Annotated in this window: 25 protein-coding genes; 12 read left to right on the top strand and 13 right to left on the bottom strand. The window is 63.7% G+C overall.

Annotated elements, in window-relative coordinates; translation table 11 throughout:
- Positions 1 to 86 precede the first annotated feature (86 nt).
- From ABIE20_RS15165 to nrdR, 9 genes are all read right to left on the bottom strand, one after another.
- Positions 87 to 839 (bottom strand): substrate-binding periplasmic protein, encoded by a 753-nt coding sequence (locus tag ABIE20_RS15165; RefSeq protein WP_429505720.1) that lies wholly within the window; start codon positions 837 to 839, stop codon positions 87 to 89.
- 11 nt (positions 840 to 850) lie between these two features.
- On the bottom strand, positions 851 to 1,354 hold the full coding sequence (locus tag ABIE20_RS15160) for a phosphatidylglycerophosphatase A family protein (protein WP_045199966.1): 504 nt from the start codon (positions 1,352 to 1,354) through the stop codon (positions 851 to 853).
- Entirely contained in the window at positions 1,351 to 2,316 is a 966-nt protein-coding gene (gene thiL, locus ABIE20_RS15155) for a thiamine-phosphate kinase (protein WP_429505719.1), read from the bottom strand. The genes ABIE20_RS15160 and thiL overlap by 4 nt, the downstream gene beginning before the upstream one ends.
- Positions 2,317 to 2,334: 18 nt before the next feature.
- Complete coding sequence (nusB, locus tag ABIE20_RS15150; protein ID WP_429505718.1) at positions 2,335 to 2,835, bottom strand: transcription antitermination factor NusB; 501 nt, start codon at positions 2,833 to 2,835, stop codon at positions 2,335 to 2,337.
- Positions 2,832 to 3,308: a 6,7-dimethyl-8-ribityllumazine synthase gene (gene ribH / locus ABIE20_RS15145; RefSeq protein WP_010222842.1), complete on the bottom strand. Its 477-nt coding sequence runs from the start codon at positions 3,306 to 3,308 to the stop codon at positions 2,832 to 2,834. Before ribH ends, nusB begins: the two co-directional genes overlap by 4 nt.
- Positions 3,309 to 3,397: 89 nt before the next feature.
- Positions 3,398 to 4,492, bottom strand: a complete 1,095-nt coding sequence (ribBA, locus tag ABIE20_RS15140; protein ID WP_038998529.1) for a bifunctional 3,4-dihydroxy-2-butanone-4-phosphate synthase/GTP cyclohydrolase II — start codon at positions 4,490 to 4,492, stop codon at positions 3,398 to 3,400.
- Positions 4,493 to 4,510: 18 nt separating this feature from the next.
- A complete protein-coding gene (locus ABIE20_RS15135; protein ID WP_010222840.1) occupies positions 4,511 to 5,176 on the bottom strand; it encodes a riboflavin synthase in 666 nt (221 codons plus the stop codon).
- Between the two features lie 45 nt (positions 5,177 to 5,221).
- The gene (gene ribD / locus ABIE20_RS15130) at positions 5,222 to 6,352 is read right to left on the bottom strand and encodes a bifunctional diaminohydroxyphosphoribosylaminopyrimidine deaminase/5-amino-6-(5-phosphoribosylamino)uracil reductase RibD (protein ID WP_429505717.1); all 1,131 of its coding nucleotides are present in this window, start codon (positions 6,350 to 6,352) and stop codon (positions 5,222 to 5,224) included.
- A gap of 2 nt (positions 6,353 to 6,354) precedes the next feature.
- Positions 6,355 to 6,819, bottom strand: coding sequence for a transcriptional regulator NrdR (gene nrdR / locus ABIE20_RS15125; protein ID WP_010222838.1), 465 nt, complete (start codon positions 6,817 to 6,819; stop codon positions 6,355 to 6,357).
- 107 nt (positions 6,820 to 6,926) lie between these two features.
- Here nrdR and ABIE20_RS15120 point away from each other — a divergent pair, with 107 nt between their 5' ends.
- From ABIE20_RS15120 to trxA, 3 genes are read left to right on the top strand one after another with little or no spacing between them, the layout of a single operon-like run.
- On the top strand, positions 6,927 to 7,373 hold the full coding sequence (locus ABIE20_RS15120; protein ID WP_429505716.1) for a hypothetical protein: 447 nt from the start codon (positions 6,927 to 6,929) through the stop codon (positions 7,371 to 7,373).
- A complete protein-coding gene (locus ABIE20_RS15115; protein WP_429505715.1) occupies positions 7,373 to 8,032 on the top strand; it encodes a class I SAM-dependent methyltransferase in 660 nt (219 codons plus the stop codon). Before ABIE20_RS15120 ends, ABIE20_RS15115 begins: the two co-directional genes overlap by 1 nt.
- A gap of 31 nt (positions 8,033 to 8,063) precedes the next feature.
- The gene (gene trxA, locus ABIE20_RS15110) at positions 8,064 to 8,936 is read left to right on the top strand and encodes a thioredoxin (protein WP_429505714.1); all 873 of its coding nucleotides are present in this window, start codon (positions 8,064 to 8,066) and stop codon (positions 8,934 to 8,936) included.
- A gap of 63 nt (positions 8,937 to 8,999) precedes the next feature.
- Here trxA and ABIE20_RS15105 read toward each other — a convergent pair whose 3' ends face one another.
- On the bottom strand, positions 9,000 to 9,344 hold the full coding sequence (locus ABIE20_RS15105; protein WP_429505713.1) for a hypothetical protein: 345 nt from the start codon (positions 9,342 to 9,344) through the stop codon (positions 9,000 to 9,002).
- Between the two features lie 132 nt (positions 9,345 to 9,476).
- Between ABIE20_RS15105 and ABIE20_RS15100 the strand changes: the two genes are divergently transcribed.
- From ABIE20_RS15100 to ABIE20_RS15080, 5 genes are all read left to right on the top strand, one after another.
- Entirely contained in the window at positions 9,477 to 10,055 is a 579-nt protein-coding gene (locus ABIE20_RS15100; RefSeq protein ID WP_429505712.1) for a DUF2796 domain-containing protein, read from the top strand.
- Positions 10,056 to 10,101: 46 nt separating this feature from the next.
- Positions 10,102 to 10,821 (top strand): ABC transporter ATP-binding protein, encoded by a 720-nt coding sequence (locus ABIE20_RS15095; protein WP_429505711.1) that lies wholly within the window; start codon positions 10,102 to 10,104, stop codon positions 10,819 to 10,821.
- Positions 10,821 to 12,086, top strand: coding sequence for an ABC transporter permease (locus ABIE20_RS15090; RefSeq protein WP_429505710.1), 1,266 nt, complete (start codon positions 10,821 to 10,823; stop codon positions 12,084 to 12,086). Before ABIE20_RS15095 ends, ABIE20_RS15090 begins: the two co-directional genes overlap by 1 nt.
- 8 nt (positions 12,087 to 12,094) lie before the next feature.
- Positions 12,095 to 12,610 carry a DUF3299 domain-containing protein gene (locus ABIE20_RS15085; RefSeq protein ID WP_429505709.1) on the top strand — a complete coding sequence of 172 codons (516 nt, stop codon included), beginning with the start codon at positions 12,095 to 12,097 and terminating at the stop codon, positions 12,608 to 12,610.
- Between the two features lie 110 nt (positions 12,611 to 12,720).
- On the top strand, positions 12,721 to 13,404 hold the full coding sequence (locus ABIE20_RS15080) for an OmpW/AlkL family protein (protein WP_038998518.1): 684 nt from the start codon (positions 12,721 to 12,723) through the stop codon (positions 13,402 to 13,404).
- Positions 13,405 to 13,482: 78 nt separating this feature from the next.
- On the opposite strand, the gene ABIE20_RS15075 is transcribed toward ABIE20_RS15080, so the two are convergent.
- On the bottom strand, positions 13,483 to 14,412 hold the full coding sequence (locus tag ABIE20_RS15075; protein WP_429505708.1) for an NAD-dependent epimerase/dehydratase family protein: 930 nt from the start codon (positions 14,410 to 14,412) through the stop codon (positions 13,483 to 13,485).
- Complete coding sequence (locus ABIE20_RS15070; protein ID WP_045199991.1) at positions 14,405 to 15,289, bottom strand: sugar nucleotide-binding protein; 885 nt, start codon at positions 15,287 to 15,289, stop codon at positions 14,405 to 14,407. The genes ABIE20_RS15075 and ABIE20_RS15070 overlap by 8 nt, the downstream gene beginning before the upstream one ends.
- A gap of 294 nt (positions 15,290 to 15,583) precedes the next feature.
- Here ABIE20_RS15070 and ABIE20_RS15065 point away from each other — a divergent pair, with 294 nt between their 5' ends.
- The 3 genes from ABIE20_RS15065 to ABIE20_RS15055 are packed head-to-tail and all read left to right on the top strand — an operon-like array spanning position 15,584 to position 18,288.
- Positions 15,584 to 16,627, top strand: a complete 1,044-nt coding sequence (locus ABIE20_RS15065; protein ID WP_429505707.1) for a TauD/TfdA family dioxygenase — start codon at positions 15,584 to 15,586, stop codon at positions 16,625 to 16,627.
- Positions 16,628 to 16,644: 17 nt separating this feature from the next.
- Complete coding sequence (locus tag ABIE20_RS15060; protein WP_429505706.1) at positions 16,645 to 17,439, top strand: TSUP family transporter; 795 nt, start codon at positions 16,645 to 16,647, stop codon at positions 17,437 to 17,439.
- A gap of 9 nt (positions 17,440 to 17,448) precedes the next feature.
- On the top strand, positions 17,449 to 18,288 hold the full coding sequence (locus tag ABIE20_RS15055; RefSeq protein ID WP_429505705.1) for an alpha/beta hydrolase: 840 nt from the start codon (positions 17,449 to 17,451) through the stop codon (positions 18,286 to 18,288).
- 6 nt (positions 18,289 to 18,294) lie between these two features.
- On the opposite strand, the gene ABIE20_RS15050 is transcribed toward ABIE20_RS15055, so the two are convergent.
- A complete protein-coding gene (locus tag ABIE20_RS15050) occupies positions 18,295 to 19,113 on the bottom strand; it encodes a helix-turn-helix domain-containing protein (protein ID WP_429505704.1) in 819 nt (272 codons plus the stop codon).
- Positions 19,114 to 19,288: 175 nt separating this feature from the next.
- On the opposite strand from ABIE20_RS15050, the gene ABIE20_RS15045 reads away from it, so the two are divergent.
- A complete protein-coding gene (locus ABIE20_RS15045; RefSeq protein WP_429505703.1) occupies positions 19,289 to 20,731 on the top strand; it encodes an alanine/glycine:cation symporter family protein in 1,443 nt (480 codons plus the stop codon).

Below are 20,731 nucleotides of genomic sequence, written 5' to 3'. Positions count from 1 at the left end.
ATTGACGTGGGCCGATTGTATCAGCAGCGTGGCGCCGCTGCTTAGGCTGAATTATTGGGCAAACAGATCGACAAGTTCGATATCACTTACGGCCGCTTGCCCTCGCCGTCGAACGGATACGGCTGCTTCCAGTGCTCGAAGACCGCCCGCAACTCGCCACTGGTCACCAGTTTGTCCATGCGCTGGTCAAACAGCGCGCGCAACGCCTTGCCTTCGGCGGTGCGGCCAAAGGCCAGGTACAGCGGCAGTTCCGCCAGGTGACTGCGGCGAAACAGCTTGGGATCGGGGGCCTGGGCGAGCACATAGTCGACTTCGGTCAGGGCATCGATGTAGTAGTCGACGCGATCATGCTCAAGCATCGGCAATATCCCCTCGCGGCGCTGGATTTCGCGAAAGTGACCGACGTTGGGCAGGTAGCTCTTGTAGTCATAACCGCGCACCCAGGCCAGGCGATACTGGCCCAGGGTCTGCGGGGTGGGCACGGGGCTGCTGGCCAGGCCCAGGGCATAGATATGGTCCATATCGAAATGCCAGCGCGGGTAGAGGTTGTCGGCGTTCTCTTCGTGATAGGAGCCGACCCAGGCATCGGCCTCACCGCGCTTGACCAGGCCGACCGCCCGGCTGTACGGCGCACTCTGGGTGCGGACCTTGACGCCGGCCGGTTCGAACACCTTGCGCAGCACGTCCCAGGCCAGGCCGCTGCCATCGGCGTTGGTGTAGTCGAGCCACTCTTCACTAACCAGACGAACCTGGCCGGGTGTCGCCGACGGCGTGCCTGCCGCCTTGACCCCACTTGTCGCCAGGACCAGCAACAACAGCAACAGCCGCCATCCCGTCATCGCCCCGCTCCTTAGGTGAAACTCCATACTAGAACCTGCATGCCCAGCCAGGCAAACACTCCGGCCAGGACATCATCGAGCATGATCCCGACCCCGCCATGCACATGACGGTCGATCCAGCGAATCGGCCAGGGCTTGAGGATGTCGAAGAAGCGGAACATCAAAAAGCCCGCGAGCAACCACATCCAGCCCTCTGGCACCAGCCACAGGGTTATCCACATGCCGACCATTTCGTCCCAGACGATGCCTTCGTGGTCATGAACCTTGAGGTCGTCGGCGACCTTGCCGCACAGCCAGAAGCCGAACAGCATGGTCAGGCCGAGCATCAGCCAGTAGCCCCAGTCGGGCAGCATCTGCCACAACGGGATAAACGGTAGAGCCACCAGCGAGCCCCAGGTTCCAGGCGCCTTGGGCAAGGTTCCGGAGCCGAAGCCGAACGCCAGGAAATGCCAGGGATTGCGCCAGACCGACGGCGGAACGAACTCCGCAGGCACCTGTTTGGGGTGATCGGTCACGGTGTCTCCTTAAAATGTTGATAACCCCGGGTTTGCGGGGTGATGTCCTGGCCGCTGCCATCGAGCAGGCGCACGCCGCTGCCGGCACTGACCCGCCCGACCACATGGATCGGCCAGTTGGCCGCCAGCAGCGGCTCAAGCTCGGCCTCGGGCAGGGTGAAAGCCAGGACGTAATCGTCGCCCCCGGCCAATGCCGCCTGTTGCGCGCCTGCGCGGCCAAAAAAAGCCAGCAGCGCCGCCGACAACGGTAGCCGCTCCAGCTCGACCTGCAATGCCACCTGCGATGCCTTGGCGATATGCCCGCAATCGGCGAGCAGACCGTCAGAGATGTCCAGTGCAGAGCTAGCCTTGCCACGCAGCGCCTGGCCCAGTGCCAGTTGCGGCTGCGGCGACCAGTAATGGGCAAGCAGCGGATCGGCCTGTGCCGCCTCCGCCACGCGCTCGCCGAGCACCAGCGGCAAGGCCCCGGCGGCATTGCCCAGCTCGCCGCCAACGCACAGCAGGTCGCCGGCGCGAGCACCGCTGCGGGTCAGGGCCTGGCCGCCCGGCACACGGCCGAACACGGTCATGGTCAGGCTCAGCGGGCCACGGGTGGTATCGCCGCCGATCAGGCTCAGTTGGCAGCTTTCGGCCATCTGGTTCAAACCGCGGGCATAGGCCTGCAGCCAGTCGGCGCGAACCTCTGGCAGGGTCAGGGCAAGGGTAAAGCCGATGGGCGTGGCGCCCATGGCAGCCAGGTCACTGGCAGCGACGGCCAGCGAACGCTGACCGAGCAGAAAAGGGTCGCAGACAGCCGGGAAATGCACCCCGGCCACCAGCGTATCGGTGGAGATCGCCAGCTGTTCGCCCGCTGGCACGCTGAGCAAGGCGCAATCATCGCCAATGCCCAGGGCCACACCTTCACCGCCTTGCGCACAGGACGCGGCGGCGAAGTAATGACGGATCAGCTCGAACTCACCCATTGGCACATAGCGCCGGAATCAGCGCTTGAACGCCTTGACTTCGGCTTCACGCAGGCGTGGTGCCAGCTTGTCGAGCACGCCGTTGACGAACTTGTGGCCGTCGGTCGAACCGAACACCTTGGCCAGTTCGATACCTTCGTTGATCACAACGCGGTACGGAACATCAACGCGCATCATGAACTCCCAGGTGGACAGGCGCAGCACCGCCAGCTCAACCGGATCGAGCTCTTCAATAGCCAGGTCCAGGCACGGCTTGAGTGCATCGTCGATCTCGACTTTCTTCGCCGGAACCCCATGGAGGATTTCGCGGAAGTAGGCACCATCGACATCGGTGAAATCGTTATCGACCCGGAACTGCGCTTCGATCTCGTTCAGCGACTGCTTGGCCATATGCCATTGGTACAGGGCCTGGGTCGCGAGCTGACGGGCTTCGCGACGCTTGGCGCTTTTCGATGGCTTGCCAGCATCCGCAGGTTTTGGATCGCGCGGGTTGAAACGATCGCTTTCGTCGCTAATCACTTGGCCTCCAACTGCGCCAGCAGGCTGACCATTTCCAGAGCGGACAGGGCAGCTTCGGCGCCCTTGTTACCGGCTTTGGTGCCGGAACGCTCAATGGCCTGTTCGATCGAATCGACGGTCAGGACACCGAAGGAGACCGGCACGCCGAACTCCATGGACACCTGGGCCAGGCCCTTGGTGCACTCGCCCGCAACGTATTCGAAGTGCGGGGTACCGCCACGGATCACAGCGCCCAGGGCGATGATCGCGGCATATTCGCTTTGCTGGGCGACTTTCTGTGCAACCAGCGGGATTTCGAAGGCACCCGGGGCACGGATGATGGTGATGTCGCTTTCGTTCACACCGTGGCGAACCAGGGCGTCAACGGCACCGCTCACCAGGCTTTCGACGACGAAGCTGTTGAAGCGGCCAACCACCAAAGCATAGCGACCTTTGGGGGCAATGAAGGTACCTTCGATGGTCTTCAGGGTCATTGCGGAGTTCTCATCTTAAAGAGCCAGGCCGCAAACGGGCGGCCTGTAGGTGTTTGGGACACGAATGGCAGCGCGAAAAACCGCCTGCTTTATTCGGAGGGCACGTATTCTACAACTTCCAGATCGAATCCGGATATCGCATTGAACTTCATCGGCGAACTCATCAGGCGCATTTTGCGCACGCCGAGGTCGCGCAGGATCTGCGAACCGGCACCGACGGTGCTGTAGGTGGTCGGGGTTTTCGCCTGGGCGCCAGCGTCGGCGCTTTCGCGAATGTGTGCAAGCAGCACGTCGCCATCGAGCGGGTGGCCGAGCAGCAGCACCACGCCGCTGCCGGCGTCTGCAACGGCGCTCATGGCCGCGCGCAGGCTCCAGCGGCCTGGCTGTTTGACCATCAGCAGGTCGCGCAGCGGGTCCATGTTGTGCACCCGCACCAGGGTCGGTTCTTCGGCGCAAATGTTGCCCAGGGTCAGCGCCATGTGCACGTCGCCTTCGACCGAATCACGGTAGGTAACCAGGTTGAAATGGCCCAGCTCGCTGTCCAGCGGCTGCTCGGAAACCCGCTGAACGGTACGTTCGTGGATCATCCGGTAGTGGATCAGGTCGGCAATGGTGCCGATCTTGATGTTGTGTTCGGCGGCAAAAGTCTCGAGTTCGGCGCGACGTGACATGGTGCCGTCGTCGTTCATCACCTCACAGATCACCCCGCTGGGCTCAAAACCGGCCATGCGCGCCAGGTCGCAGGCAGCTTCGGTGTGGCCGGCACGGGCCAGGGTACCGCCAGGCTGGGCCATCAGCGGGAAGATGTGACCGGGGCTGACGATGTCTTCGGCCTTGGCATCACGGGCGGCGGCAGCCTGCACGGTACGCGCGCGGTCGGCGGCGGAGATGCCGGTGGTGACGCCGGTGGCGGCTTCGATCGACACGGTGAACTTGGTGCCGAAACCCGAGCCATTGCGTGGCGCCATCAGCGGCAGCTTGAGCGTTTCGCAGCGCTCGCGCGACATCGGCATGCAGATCAGGCCGCGGGCGTGCTTGGCCATGAAGTTGATGTGCTCAGCCTTGCAGCACTCGGCGGCCATGATCAGGTCGCCTTCGTTCTCGCGGTCTTCGTCATCCATGAGGATGACCATTTTGCCTTGGCGGATGTCTTCGACCAGTTCTTCGATGCTGTTGAGCGCCACTCGGCACCCCCTTTCAAATCAGGATTTCAGGTAGCCGTTGGCGGCCAGGAAACTTTCGGTGATACCGCTGCCTTTGCTCGGCTCGGCGGCCTTGTCACCCAGCAGCAGACGCTCCAGGTAACGTGCCAGCAGGTCGACCTCAAGGTTCACCCGACGACCTGGACGGTAATCGGCCATGATGGTTTCGGCCAGGGTGTGCGGGACGATGGTCAGCTCGAACTCGGCGCCATCGACGACGTTCACCGTCAGGCTGGTGCCGTCGACGGTGATCGAGCCCTTGTGGGCAATGTATTTGGCCAGCTCCTTGGGTGCACGGATGCGGAACTGGATAGCGCGGGCATTATCGCTGCGCGAGACCACTTCGCCGACGCCGTCGACGTGGCCGCTGACCAGGTGACCGCCCAGGCGGGTGGTCGGCGTCAGGGCCTTTTCGAGGTTGACCCGGCTGCCGCTCTTGAGCTCGTTGAAGGCGGTGCAGTCGAGGGTTTCGCGGCTGACGTCGGCCCAGAAGCCATCGCCAGGCAGCTCGACCGCAGTCAGGCACACGCCGTTGACAGCGATGCTGTCGCCCAGCTTGACGTCGCCCAGGTCGAGCTTGCCGGTTTCGACATACACCCGCACGTCACCGCCTTTAGGGGTCAGAGAACGGATGCTGCCAATCGATTCGATGATGCCGGTGAACATGAAGTCCTCCTCGAGAACAGGGCTGCGCGTGGCGCTAGCCGCAAATTATACGCCGGGCGCAGGCTTGGGTACTGCAGTGACTCGCCAGTCATCGCCTACTGCGCGCATTTCGGTGATCTGCAAATGGGGCGCCTGGCTCATTGTATCCAGGGGCCAGTCGAGCAACGGCCGGGCACTGGAGCCAAGAATGCGCCCGGCGACAAAAATCTGGTACTCGTCGATCAAACCCAACTGGGCAAAGGCGCCGACCAGGCCGGCGCCGGCTTCGACCAGCACTTCGTTGACGCCGCGGGTCGCAAGTTCGCCCATCAGCGCCGGCAGGTCAACGCGACCATCGTTGCCGGGCAGGCTCAGCAGCTCATGGCCGGCCTGGGCATAACGTGCCTCGGCTGCAGCGGCGGTGACCACCAGGGCCTGGCCGGCGGTAAAGAACGGCGCATCGAGCGGCACACGCAAGCGACCATCGATCAACACCCGCAAGGGCGGACGCGCCAGGGCCAGCGCGGTGGTTGCCGGGTCCAGGCCCAGCTCTTCACCGCGCACGGTCATCCGCGCGTTGTCGGCCAGCACGCTTTCGGCGCTGGTCAGGACCACGCTGGAGCGTGCGCGTAAACGCTGCACCGCCGAACGCGCCGCCGGGCCGGTAATCCACTGGCTCTCGCCGCTGGCCATGGCCGTGCGGCCGTCCAGGCTCATCGCCAGCTTGGCCCGCACAAACGGCAGGCCGTGCTCCATGCGCTTGAGAAAGCCCGGGTTCAGGGCACGGGCCTCGGCCTCAAGCACACCGCTGGCAACCTCGATACCCGCATCTGCCAGGCGCTTGAGGCCGTTGCCGGCGACTTGCGGATTGGGGTCCTGCATGGCCGCGACCACTCGCGCCACGCCGGCCTTGACCAGCGCCTCGGCACAGGGCGGCGTGCGCCCGTGGTGGCTGCACGGCTCAAGGGTGACGTAGGCGCAGGCGCCACGGGCCAGCTCGCCGGCCTGGCGCAAGGCATGCACTTCGGCATGCGGCTCGCCGGCACGTACGTGCCAGCCTTCGCCGACCACCTGGCCGTCACGGACGATCACGCAGCCGACGCGCGGGTTCGGGTGGGTGGAATACAGACCCTTGCGGGCCAGCTCGATGGCCCGGGCCATGTAGTGCGCATCAAGCACCGCGCGTTCGCTGGACATGCTCACTCTTTAGCCGGCACACGGGCCAGGCGGTCGATTTCTTCACGGAACTCGTTGAGGTCCTGAAAGCGTCGGTACACCGAGGCAAAGCGGATATAGGCGACTTCATCGAGCTTTTGCAGCTCGGCCATGACCAGCTCGCCGACCACCAGCGACTTGATCTCGCGCTCGCCGGTAGCCCGCAGCTTGTGCTTGATATGCGCCAGCGCCGCTTCCAGGCGCTCGACGCTGACCGGGCGTTTTTCCAGGGCGCGCTGCATACCGGCACGCAGTTTTTCTTCGTCGAAGGGCTGGCGGCTGCCGTCCTGCTTGATCAGCCGGGGCAGAACCAGTTCGGCGGTTTCGAAGGTGGTGAAGCGCTCACCGCAGGCTACACATTCGCGCCGACGGCGCACTTGCTCGCCCTCGGCAACCAGTCGCGAGTCGATGACCTTGGTGTCGTTGGCACCGCAGAAGGGACAGTGCATGGTGGCAGGCAACAAAAAAAGGGAGGGCCATGGTAGCGCATCCCACTGGCAAGACAAGCCAAAGGGGTTACCATCCAGTGAGGAAATATGCCGCGAAGGAATTCCCCATGCCATCAAGAGCGCTTGTCGTGCTCAGTTTTGCTGCCGTGCTGAGCGCGTGCAGCAGCGATAAACCCCAGCCTGTACCGGCGCCCAAGGCCCCGGTAGCAAGCAAACCGGCCAAGGCGCTCGGGCCACTGCCGGCCTATCAGCGCGAATTGAGCGGCACCTTGCTGAACATCCCGGCCGGCGCCGAAGTCGAACTGGCCCTGCTGGTGATCGATGAACGTGGCCGGCCGCAAGGCCTCCTGGCCAGCGGCACATTCAGCGGCAATGGCCTGGATCTGCCGTTTCGCCTGCGCTTCAACCCCGAGGCCTTTCCGGCCGGGGCGCGGGTCGAGTTGCGCGGGCGCGCGAGCAAATCCGGGCAACTGATCCTGCACCTGCCACCGCTGCGTATCGCCCAGGCGCAAACCCAGGCCACTGGCCCGCTGCGCTTCGAAAAGGCGCCATGATGGCCCCCGCGCCACTGCAACAGGCCTTGAGCGAGCTGCTGGGGGATGCGCAACTGGTGGTCAGCGACCTGCCCGAATGCGCACTCAAGTTGTGGTTGATCGATGCGCAGAACATGGACCGCGCCTTCAGCTCGGAAGAAACCCGGCGCATCCTCCACGAGCCGCCGTACTGGAGCTTCTGCTGGGCCAGCGGCCTGGCCATGGCGCGCTACCTGGATGAGCATCGGCATTGGGTCGAAGGCAAGCGCGTGCTGGACTTTGGCGCAGGCTCCGGTATTGCCGGTATCGCTGCAGCCAAGGCCGGCGCGCTGGAAGTGGTGGCCTGCGACCTCGATCCGCTGGCGCTGCAGGCCTGCCGGGCCAATGCCGAGCTCAATGAGGTGGAACTGAGCTATTCCAGCGATTTCTTCCAGGAGGCCGACCGTTTCGACCTGATCCTGGTCGCCGACGTGCTTTACGATCGCGCCAACCTGCCACTGCTGGATGAATTCCTCAGCCGTGGCCAGCAGGCCCTGGTCGCCGATTCGCGGGTACGGGATTTTCGCCACCCGCTGTACCAGTCGCTGGGTGTGCTGGACGCCCTGACCCTGCCGGACCTGGCCGAGCCCCACGAATTCCGCCGGGTCAGCCTGTACCACGCCAGCCGCCAGCCTTTATAGTGGTGCCATTCACGGATTTTCGAGAGTCGCGATGAACCCTGTTACCCCGTACATATTCGATGCCACTGGCGCCGACTTCGATCAGTCGGTGATCCAGAACTCTTTCCATAAACCGGTGCTGGTCGACTTCTGGGCCGAATGGTGCGCGCCGTGCAAGGCGATGATGCCGCTGCTGGCGCAGATCACCGAGAGCTACCAGGGCGAACTGCTGCTGGCCAAGGTCAACTGCGATATCGAACAGGACATCGTCGCCCGCTTCGGCATCCGCAGCCTGCCGACCGTGGTGCTGTTCAAGGATGGCCAGCCGGTCGACGGCTTTGCCGGTGCCCAGCCGGAGTCGGCGATTCGCGCCCTGCTCGAGCCCCATGTGCAACTGCCACCACCGGCCGCTGCCGACCCGCTGGAACAAGCCCAGGCGCTGTTTGCCGAGGGCCGTTTCAGCGAAGCCGAGAGCACCCTCAAGGCGCTGCTCACGGAAGACAACAGCAATGCTGGTGCGCTGATCCTTTATGCCCGCTGCCTGGCTGAGCGCGGCGAGCTGAGTGAAGCCCAGACCGTGCTCGATGCGGTCAAGAGTGATGAGCACAAGGCTGCCCTGGCCGGCGCCAAGGCGCAGCTGACCTTCCTGGGCCTGGCCGCCAGCCTGCCGGAAGTCGCCGACCTGAAAGCGCGCCTGGCGCAGAATGCTGAAGATGACGAAGCGGCGTACCAGCTGTGCATCCAGCAGCTATCGCGCCAGCAGTACGAAGCAGCGCTGGAAGGCTTGCTCAAGCTGTTCAAGCGCAATCGCGGCTATGACGGCGGGGTGGCGCACAAGACCTTGCTGCAGGTATTTGACCTGCTGGGCAACGACCACCCGCTGGTGGGCAACTACCGTCGCAAGTTGTTTGCTGCCTTGTATTGAATTGATCGCGGCGCAAGCCCGCTCCTACTGATCTTGTAGGAGCGCGCTTGCCCCGCGACCTCATCACCCCACCCAGTGATAAACCGGTGCATCCGCCCCGCTTTGTACCTTCACCTCGGCGCTGTGGCGCAGGCGCACCAGCAGTCGCTTGCCCGCCGCGGTATTGCCCGCCAGCCCTTCCAAGTGTTCAAGCAACTCCGGCCCGTTGAGCTGCCCGGCCTTGCGCAGTACCTCGCGCGCCGCCTGCCAGAGCGCATCATCCGGTCGCACCGCCGCAACCGGACTCGCCGCTACTGCAGGCGCTGGCGTCACAGCGGCCAGCTGGCCGCCCAATTGCGCCCATTCGGCCGGGTCCAGTTCCAGGGTCAGGTCTACCGGCCAGTCGCCGATGTGTCCGCGAATTCGCATGGGGGTGTCCTTGTGCGCAGTCAATGGGCCCATGCTCCCACGCCGACGCTTCATCGCCAAGCACACTGGCGCACGCCGAACAAGTTGTTATAACATTACCAAATCATTCCAATGCCTCCGCGGAGTCAGCCCATGCGTCGTCTGTTGCTCGCCTTGCCGTTTGCCTTGTTGCCCCTGGCCGTCGCCCACGCCCATGAAGGCCACGACCACGATCATGACCACGCCCATGGCAGCCTAGGCGCCCATGAACACGGCGTCGCGCGCTTGAATGTGGTGCTCGACGACAAGTCCCTGGAACTGGAACTGGACAGCCCGGCGATGAACCTGGTCGGCTTCGAACACCCGGCCACCAGCGCCGCCGACAAAGCCAAGGTCGCTGCAGTGCGTTCACAATTGGAAAAACCATTGGCGCTGTTCGGCCTGGCCAAGGCGGCCAACTGCAGCGAAAGTGACCAGGAGCTGGAAAGCCCGCTGTTCGGCGACAAGCCAGCAGCCGATGATGATGGCGACGAGCACGAAGGCCACGAGCACAGCGAAGTCCATGCCCATTACCGGCTGGCCTGCGACAAGCCCGCTGAGCTCAAGAGCCTCGACCTGAGTCCATTGTTCAAGGCCTTCCCTGCCACCCAGAAAATTACGCTACAACTGATCGGGCCCAACGGCCAGCAAGGTGTCGAAGCGACCCCGGCCAAGGCCACGATCAACTTCTGATAGCCCTTTTGCAGCGAAACGCCCGGGGTAACCCGGGCGTTCATTTATGAGCCAGGCACTGATTGAACTGACCGACCTGGGCTTTGCCTGGCCGGGCCAAGCCCCCCTGCTGGATATTCCCGCCCTGCGCCTGGAAGCCGGCGAATCGCTGTTTCTCAAAGGCCCCAGCGGCAGCGGCAAGACCACCCTGCTGGGCCTTTTGGGCGGCGTGCAAAAGCCTGATCGCGGCAGTATCCGCCTGCTCGGCCAGGACTTGAGCGCACTGAAGCTGGCCGCTCGCGACCGTTTTCGGGTCGATCACACCGGTTACATTTTCCAGCAATTCAACCTGCTGCCGTTCCTCTCGGTACGGGAGAACGTCGAACTGCCCTGCCGCTTCTCGCGCAGCCGCGCACAACGCGCCGCCGAGCGCCACGGCAGTATCGATCAGGCCGCCGCCATCCTGCTCGCGCACCTGGGGCTGAAAGACCCGGCGCTGCTCACACGCCGCGCCGACAGCCTGTCGATCGGCCAGCAGCAGCGCGTTGCCGCGGCCCGGGCCTTGATCGGCCAGCCGGAGCTGGTAATCGCCGACGAACCGACGTCGGCCCTCGATGCCGATACCCGCGAAGCCTTCATCCGCCTGTTGTTCGCCGAGTGCCGTGCAGCTGGCTCCAGCTTGTTGTTCGTCAGCCACGACCAGAGCCTGGCACCACTGTTCGACCGCCAGCTATCCCTTGCCGAACTCAACCGCGCGGCCCAGCCGGCCAACGACCTGGAGGCCTGATGTACCTGCTCCGCCTTGCCTTGGCCAGCCTGGCCAACCGCCGCTTTACCGCATTTTTGACCGCCTTCGCCATCGCCCTGTCAGTGTGCCTGCTGCTGGCGGTCGAGCGGGTGCGCACCGAAGCCCGCGCCAGCTTCGCCAGCACCATCAGCGGCACCGACCTGATCGTCGGCGCCCGCTCGGGCTCAGTGAACCTGCTGCTGTACTCGGTGTTTCGTATCGGCAACGCCACCAACAACATCCGCTGGGAGAGCTTCGAACACTACGCCAACGACAAACGGGTGAAATGGGCCATCCCCATCTCCCTGGGCGATTCCCATCGCGGCTACCGGGTGATGGGCACCGACGCGCGCTATTTCGAGCACTACCAGTACGGCCGCAAGCAGAACCTGCAACTGGCCGAAGGCCGCGCCTTTGCCACTGATCCGTTCGAGGTGGTGCTTGGCGCCGAGGTGGCCGATGCCCTGCACTACCAGCTGGGCGACAAGCTGGTGCTGGCCCATGGCGTGGCGGCCATCAGTCTGGTCAAACACGATGACAAACCGTTCACCGTGGTCGGTGTGCTGCAACGTACCGGCACTCCGGTCGACCGCACCCTGCACATCAGCCTGGGCGGTATGGAAGCCATCCACATCGACTGGCACAACGGTATGCCGGCCCGCGGCGCCGGGCGTATCAGCGCCGATCAGGCGCGCAACATGGACCTCAAGCCCGCCGCCATTACCGCCTTCATGCTCGGCTTGAACAACAAGGTGGCAACCTTCAGCCTGCAACGGGAAATCAACGAGTACCGCGGCGAACCGCTGCTGGCGATCCTCCCGGGCGTGGCCCTGCAAGAGCTCTGGAGCTTGATGGGCACGGCCGAGCAGGCGCTGTTCGTGGTCTCGTTGTTCGTGGTACTGACCGGCCTGATCGGCATGCTCACGGCAATCCTCACCAGCCTCAATGAACGGCGCCGGGAAATGGCCATCCTGCGTTCGGTCGGTGCACGTCCCTGGCACATTGCCGGGCTGCTGGTGCTCGAGGCACTGGCCCTGGCGGTGGCCGGTATTGTCGCTGGCCTGGCCTTGCTGTACGGCGGCATCGCCCTGGCACAGGGCTACGTGCAGGCCAACTACGGCCTGTTGCTACCGCTGGCCTGGCCCAGCGCCCACGAATGGACCCTGCTGGGCATAATCCTTGGCGCCGCCCTGCTGATGGGCAGCGTGCCGGCCTGGCGCGCCTATCGCCAGTCGCTGGCCGACGGCCTGTCCATTCACCTGTGAGTAACTCGATGAACCGCGCCCAGCTGCTGATGTTGCTGTTGATTGCCTCGCCCCTGTGGGCCGCCGAACCGCGCACACTGGAATGGCAGCAACTGATTCCGCCCGGGGCGCCGGTGATCCAGCCACAACTGGCGCCACTGCACGACCTTTCCCAATTGAGCGACGCCCTGGCCGCCGAAGCTGCGCCCGCGGCACGGCAAACCGCACCCAATGCCCCGGTAGTCAAGGCACTGGATGGCCAGCAGGTCAAACTGCCGGGCTATATCGTGCCGCTGGAAGTCAGCGAAGAAGGCCGCACCACCGAGTTCTTGCTGGTGCCTTACTACGGCGCCTGCATTCATGTGCCGCCACCGCCGTCGAACCAGATCGTTCACATCTTCAGCGAGATCGGTATCAAGGTCGAAGACCTTTACCAGCCGTACTGGATCGAAGGCCAGATGCAGGTCAAAGCCACCAGCAGCGAACTGGCCGATGCCGGTTATCAGATGGAAGCCGAGAAAATCTACGCATACGAGCTAGAATAAATGGCCGCTTGTCAGCCTTTGACGATTTCATTGAGCTGCGTCAAAAGTCGTCGCCTGTCAGCTCCTTACCATTGGACTCATTAAATTCTAAACGTCCTTTGGGAGCTTCCATGAACAAGTCCTTGCTTGGCGCCTCGCTCGTTGCTCTGGCGCTTGCAGCCCCTGTTGCCCACGCCCACCAGGCTGGCGACTTCATCCTGCGTGCCGGTGCGATCACTACCGCTCCCAACGAGAACAGCGGCGACATCAAGCTCGACGGCACCAAGATGTCCGGCACCAAGGCTACCCTGGACAGCGACACCCAACTGGGCCTGGCGTTCGCCTACATGCTGACCGACCACATCGGCCTCGAGCTGCTGGCCGCCACCCCGTTCCAGCACACCGTGGGCGTCAAGGGCCTGGGCGCTGGCCTGGATGGCAAGCTGGGCGACATCAAGCAACTGCCACCGACCCTGTCGCTGCAGTACTACCCAATGGAAGCTTCGTCGAAGTTCCAGCCTTACGCCGGTATCGGCCTGAACTACACCATGTTCTTTGACGAAGACCTGAGCAGCAACCGCAAGGCTCAAGGCTTCAGCAACATGAAGTTGAAGGATTCGGTCGGCCTGGCCGGTCAGTTGGGCATGGACTACATGATCAACGACAACTTCCTGATCAACGCCGCGGTCTGGTACGTCGACATCGACACCAAGGCCACCATCGACGGCCCGAGCGCCCTGGGCGTTGGCAAGACCAAGGTCGACGTCGATGTCGATCCATGGGTCTACATGGTTGGCGTGGGTTACAAGTTCTAAACGTCGTTCAGACGCACATCGCGGGGCAAGCCCGCTCCTACAGAGGTATGTAGGAGCGGGCTTGCCCCGCGATGCTTTTCAGCGTCCTAGAAGGCGCGCCAGCCCAACAGCCAGAGGGGTTGGCTCAGGGAAGTCAAAACGGCTCAGCAAACGCTGGTTGTTCGCCCGCGAATGGCGGATATCGCCCGGACGCGCCGGCCCATGGCTGATCACCGGCAGATCACCGATCACCGACTTCAACGCAGCCAGCAACTGGTTCAGCGAAGTGGCCTGGTTCAGGCCGATGTTCACCGCGCCCTCCTCGACCTCAGCCAGCTCCAGCGCCTGGACCATTACCGTGACCAGGTCGCCCACATAGAGAAAGTCGCGGGTCTGCTCACCATCGCCAAACAAGGTGATCGGCGTGCCGTTCAAGGCGCGCTCGCAGAAGATGCTGATAACCCCGGAGTACGGCGAGGAAGGATCCTGGCGCGGGCCGAAGATGTTGAAGAAGCGGAATACCACCGGCTCCAGGCCATGCTGGCGGCGATAGAAGTCCAGGTATTGCTCGCTGGCCAGTTTATCCACAGCGTAAGGCGTCAGCGGCGCCTTGGGCGTGTCTTCTTCGATCGACTGGCCCTCGCCATTGTTGCCATACACCGCCGCGCTGGAAGCAAACAGCACGCGCTTGATGCCGTTCAGGCGCATGGCCTCGCAGACATTGAGGGTGCCGATAAAGTTGCTCTGGTGGGTTTTCACCGGGTCATCCACCGAAGCCTGCACCGAGGCGACAGCGGCCAGGTGCACCACCGCCTGGCAACCGGCTGCGGCACGCTGGACCAGTTCGGCGTCGGCGACATCACCTTCGACCAGCTGCAGCCGGGGGTTGTCGATCTGCAGGTTGCTGCGCTTGCCGGTCGACAGGTCGTCGAGGATTCGCACGCTGTAGCCTTTTTCCAGCAACGCATCGCTGAGGTGGGAACCGATGAAGCCGGCGCCACCGGTGATCAGAATAGGGGCATCAGCCATGACGATAGAAGCGATCCAGTAGGGGCGGCAAACCGGCGCGCCAGGCGCGGGGCTTGATACCGAAGGTGTGGAGGATTTTCTTGCAGGCCAGTACCGCATGCTGCGGTTCTTCGCTGGCATCCGGGCGCGCGGCATGCGCCTGCGCGGTCGGGGCCTGTACCGCCAGCTTATGCAACTGGGCAGCTTCCGTGAGGATAGCCTGCCCCAGCGCCAGCGGCGTGGTCGCCTCATTGCCGGCGTAGTGGTAGGTGCCCCACAGGGGCGCGGCGCAATCGAGCTGCTTGAGCACCGAGAGGATCACTCGCGCAGCGTCATCCACCGGGGTCGGGTTGCCGCGTCGGTCATCGGCCAGCAGCAGTTCCTGTGGTTGCTCGGCGCGGGTCAGGAAGCGACCGAGGACGCCATCGATACTCTCGTCGAGCACCCAGCCAAAGCGCAGCAATACATGCTGCGGGCACGTGGCGCGCACGCTTTGTTCAATGCGCCACAGGGCCTGGCCACGCAAACCCAAAGGCACGGGTTCGTCCTTTTCGCTGTAGGCGGTGGCCCGCGAGCCATCGAAGACCCGGTAGCTGGACGGCTGGACGAGGATGATGTTGTGGTGCTGGCACAGCTCGGCCAGGCGCTCGACGGCGCGTTCCTGCTGGGCCAGACGCTGCTCGCTGACCGCTTCGGCCTGGAACCAGTCGAAGTAGTAAGCCAGGTTGATCAGCGCATCAGGGCGGGTGTCGTCGAGCAACTGGGTCAGGCTCGCCGGGTCCCAGCCGCTGTCTGGCGGACGCGGTGCCAGAAAGCCGATATCTTCCTCGGCCCCGAGTCGAATCAGCGCTTGCCCGAGGGCACTTCCACCACCCAACAGCATCAGGCGCATTCGCATAGAGTCAGCAGGTCCGATCAGATTATTGGAAGAAAGCCTTCATTTTGCGGTTTCCGGCAGGGGAAGTCCAACACAGGGGCGCCCAGCCCGCCCGGCGCGGTGTCGAGGGCGAGGTTTTTTCCATGCCTACACAAATCCGGAATCTGCCTATACTGCGCCCGGAATGAGCTGACTCGCCTGAATGGATCAATCAGGAGAATAGTTAGCTTATTCGTTCGCCGGGACGCAGACGCACGTTCTGATACCCGGTCGGCACGGATAGCCAGATAAAACCAATAACAAAGGAATGTTCCCATGCAGGATTCGGAGGTCGAGTACCTGAGTTTCGACCAGGACCAGGCCCGTACGCTGGCAGCGGCCAGCCAGCACCTCGCCGAACTCGGCGGCCCTCAGGCCCGCGGAGTCGCCAGCCAGGCCCGCCAGTGGGCACAGCGCCTGCACCCTACCCTCGACACCCGCCAGAAGGCCGTGCTGCAACGCTTTGCCGATGGCCAACTGTCGGCCCTGATGTGTTCGCAAATGACCTGCCCCGGGAGCGATCCGCTGCCCGTGCATCTGCCTGACCTGGCCACCCTGGCCCAGAGCGAACGCTGCCTGTACCTCGCTTCGCGCAACCAGTTGCTGCTGGAGCTGGTGAACTACCGGGCCTTTGCCTTCGATATCGACAACCAGGGCCAGATCGTGCGGCTGGTCGGCAACTTCAAAGGCGGCGGCAGCCTGCCCCGCCCTGGCGAGGACCACAGCATCCAGGCCGAACTCAGCTCTCACGCCGGGCTGTGCCTGGGCCCGCATACCGAAGCGCCCTACAACTGTTCGGTGAGCGCCTGTGAAGGCCGCTCACCTGCGCCGTCGGCGCTGATCCTTTCCGCGCGCTGGAACCCGGCGGGGGAACCGACCCGGATCATCCCGTTGCGCACCATTATCGAACAACTGGGCAGCTTGCATGCACTGGCGCTGACCTCTGCTTCCTTCAACTTCACTCGCAGCGACTGCTTCGTCGCAGGTCAAGGCGAACCCGACCAGGCCACGTCGATGCTGCAGTTCGACCCCGACGGCGGTTTCAGCCTGCGCTACAACTCGTACCGTTTCTCGCTGAACGATCACGCCAGCGACGCTGCTACCCGCGCCTTCGACGCTTTCCAGGCGCAGGTCCAGGCTGCCCAACCCTTGCCGTTCGTGCTTCAGCCCGATAGTGCATTGCTGATCAACAACTGCCGAGCCCTGCATGGGCGCGACATTCTCCAGGACAACCGGCGCCTATTGGTGCGCCTGTTCGGCTACTCGCGCTTTGCAAATCCAATAGTCCTCAACGATGACCCGCTGCTGGTACGTGGCTGAACAAGGGAAACACCCAGATGATGGAAATTGATATCACCCTGCTGCTGACCCTGGCGTCGGTAGCGCTGATGGCCGGTTTTTTCGACGCCATCGCCGGCGGGGGCGGCCTGATCACTCTGCCGGTGCTGTTCGTTGCCGGCATCGATCCGCTGGCAGCGATCGCCACCAACAAGTTCCAGGCCGCCTCGGCAACGGTCTCGGCAACATTCGCCTTTGCCCGCAAGGGCATGATCGACTGGAAGCACGGCCTGCCCATGGCCGCCATGGCCTTTGCTGGCGGTGCGCTAGGGGCGCTATCGGTCAGCCTGGTACCCAAGAGTTTCCTCCAGGCCTGCGTGCCGGTGCTGCTGATCCTGGTGGCCGCCTACTTTGCCTTCAGCCCCAAGCCAGACGAGCAGCAGCGCAAGGCGAGAATCTCGATCAGCCTGTTCTGCCTGGCAGTAGCGCCGGTGATCGGCTTCTACGACGGCGTGTTCGGCCCCGGCGTCGGCTCGTTCTACATGGTTGCCTGCGTGGTCCTGCTCGGCCAGCCGATGCTGCGCGCGGTGTGCAACAGCAAGCTGCTCAACGCCGCCTGCAACCTCGGCGCGCTGTCTGTGTTTTCCCTGAGCGGCGCGATCGTCTGGCCGCTGGCCCTGGCAATGGCCTGTGCAGCCTTCGTCGGCGCACAACTGGGGGCTCGCTGCGCGGTGCATTTCGGTCCTAAACTGATCAAGCCGCTGCTGGTCTGCGTGTGCTGCATCATGGCCCTCAAGCTGCTGCTCAGCACTGGCAATCCACTTGGCCAATGGCTGCAACATCAGTTCCTATAGGCGGTGTCCATGCACCTGGAAGCAATCTCGACCCAACGCTCCACCTGGCAATACGATGAACCGGCGCCCGCTACCGAGCGCTTCATCAGCGAAACCTTCGACGGTTTCCAGCAACAGGCGCGGCTGCTGATACCTGATCAGGAGCGTGCCGCCCCGCTGTTCGTGATCGGTGGCGCGCGCTCTGACTTTACCCGCCTCAACCCGCTGCTGTATCGCCTGCAGCAGCAAGGTATCGGCTCGCTGACCGGCAACCTCTCCGGCCACAGCCTGGCGGCCGAGCCCGGCGCGCCGCAGCCGTCGCTGACCACCAACCTGGAAGAAGCGCAGCGCTTTCACCGGCATATTGCCGAGCGCTGCCAGACCCTGCTCGGTCACAGCCTGGGCGGCGCCATCGCGCTGAAACTGGCGGCGCAGACGCCCGCCATCGACAAGCTGGTGTTGATCTGCCCGGCGGTTTACCCGGATGCCGCCCATCAGGCGCCGTTCGGCCCGGCCTTTACCGCAGCGATCCGCCAGCCCTACGGCTTTCTCGACTGCGACAGCTACGAGTTTCTGCGCACGTTTCAGGGCCGGGTGCTGCTGGTGATCGGCGAATTCGACGGGCTCAACTCCAAAGCCTACGGGCAAGCCGAAGGCACCTCGGCGGGCACCTTGTGGCTGGCCGGCGCCCAGCGCTACAGCCCGATCCCTGAAGAAGTCACCCAGGCCCTGCTGCGCGCCGTGCCGGCACCGCACCTGGAATGCCTGCTGCTGACCGATTGCGATCATGGCATCGCCGCGCACCTGCGCGACAAGCCGGCAGTGGCCGATCAGGTGACGCAGGTGGTGGCCGAATTCATTCTCGGCTGAGCTCAGTCATTCGATCTCGAACAGGCCGTTACGGATCGGCCCGGCGCTCAGGCGTTCGCGCACGTCGTCGTCGATCCGCGGATCGTCCGGGCGGTACAGCTTGACCTGGCGGTAGGCGCTGATGCGGTTGATCTCGCTGCCCAGGTATTCCCACACCACGCGGGTGCAGGCCGGGGTGCGTCGGTCACCGCTGGAAACCCCGGTCTTGAGGCCATTGAGGCGGGTGATGCGGCTCTTGAAGCTGGGAATGAGAATGGTCTGACTCATCTCGTTGACGGTCAGCGATTCGTAATCGAGCAGGAACAAACGGTCCTGCAACTGGAACGCCGCACCCAGGTATCGGCAGCGCACCCAGTCTTCGGCCTGGACGTCGGTGCTGCTGGAACGTTCCTGACGCTCCTGGCGCTCGAACAGAAAGCTACCGCGCTCTTCGCGCAGGTGTACCAGCGACAGCAGGATGGAGCCGGGTACCGACATGCAGTTGGAGTATTCGAAGTAGTAACCGCAATAGCGCGACAGGTTGCCGGCATGCTCGCGCAACGGCCGCAGCAGCTCGGCTAGTGGATCATTATGGCTGACCGCCTGGTTGGCGGCGCTGCGCGCCCCGATCAGGCGGGCGAACTGCTCTGGCGGCAAACCCAGTTCGTAATCCTCGACACCGAAGAAATCGCCGATGCGCTTGAGGTTGTACGCCGTCGGCTGGCTTTGCCCGCTCAGGTACTTGTTGAACTGTGCGCGGTTGATCGACAGCTGCCGGCAAACTTCCGAGATAGAGCGGTAGTGGCTGCAGGCAAGCTTGAGATTAGTGCCGAGATGTTCGCTCATGTGAGCCGTTCCAGGTGATGCGACAGACGCCAGTTTAGCATCAAGTCGCATCAACTCAGAGCAACCCGCGAAATTGTAACCAGTCTTGTCATGACCAACCATGCGCCCCACGGACACGGCGCATCGACGCCGGCCTGTCGTCTTTCATGCGAAGAATAAGAATCGAGGTCATATCATGCTCGAAGCGCTCAACGATTTCCTCTCGGGGAAACTTCTCATCGTGCTTATCGTCGGACTCGGCAGCTATTTCACCCTGCGCTCCCGTTTCGTCCAGTTCCGCCATTTCGGCCACATGTTCAGCGTCTTCAAGGAATCCCTGCGCGGCCAGGCAGGGCAACTGAGCTCGTTCCAGGCGCTGATGCTGAGCCTGGCCGGCCGCGTCGGTGCCGGTAACATCGCCGGTGTCGGTATCGCCGTGACCCTCGGCGGCCCGGGCGCGGTGTTCTGGATGTGGGTGACCGCGCTGGTGGGCATGTCCAGCAGCTTTTTCGAGTGCACCCTGGCCCAAGTCTACAAGCGTAGCGACGGCGACGGCCTGTACCGTGGCGGCCCGGCCTACTACATCCAGCACGGCCTGAAGCTGCGCTGGATGGCGATGGTGTTCGCGATCCTGCTGCTGGTGACCTACGGCTTCACCTTCAACGGCTTGCAGTCCTACACCGTGACCCACTCGCTGCAGAACGCCTTCGGCTTCGAGCCGAAGTACACCGGTATCGCCCTGGCCGCCCTGCTCGGCCTGGTGTTCATCGGCGGTATCAAGCGTATCGCCTCGGTTTCGGACCTGCTGGTACCGGTCAAGACCCTGGCCTACATCGGCGTGACCCTGTACGTGATTTTCACCCAGATCGAACACGTGCCGGCCATGCTCGAAACCATCATCAAGAGCGCTTTCGGCCTTGATCCGGCCTTTGCCGGCCTGCTCGGCAGCGCCATTGTCATGGGCGTGAAACGTGGCGTGTTCGCCAACGAAGCCGGCCTTGGCAGCGCGCCGAACGTCGCCGCCGTGGCCGCCGTGAAACACCCGGCCGCCCAGGGTGTGGTCCAGGCGTTCAGCGTATTCCTCGACACCTTTGTGATCTGCACCTGCACCGCGCTGCTGATCCTGCTCTCGGGCTTCTACACCCCGGGCTTCGAAGGTGACGGCATCGCCCTGACCCAGAACTCCCTGGCCGCGGTCGTCGGTGACTGGGGGCGGATCTTCGTCAGCGTGGCGCTGTCGCTGTTCGTCTTCACCTGCATCCTCTACAACTACTACCTGGGCGAAACCAGCCTGCAGTTCTTCACCCGCAACCGCCTGGTGCTGCTGGGCTACCGCGGCCTGGTACTGCTGCTGATCCTCTGGGGCTCGGTGCAGAACCTGTCGACCGTGTTCGCCTTTGCCGACATCACCATGACCTGCCTGGCGTTCGTCAACCTGGTGGCCCTGGCGCTGCTGTTCAAGGTCGGCCTGCGAGTAATGCGCGACTACGATGAACAGCGCCGTGCCGGTATCGCCCAGCCGGTGTTCGATGCGTCGAAGTTCTCCGACCTGGATCTGGACCCGGCTGCCTGGCCAGTAAATCCGCAAGTCGAGGCCCGGACTGCAGTCAACGTCGCCAGCGCACAGACGCAGAACTGA

The sequence above is a fragment of the Pseudomonas sp. 2835 genome, assembly GCF_050435905.1.
GTDB lineage: Bacteria > Pseudomonadota > Gammaproteobacteria > Pseudomonadales > Pseudomonadaceae > Aquipseudomonas.
This window is presented reverse-complemented; position numbering and strand designations above follow the sequence as displayed.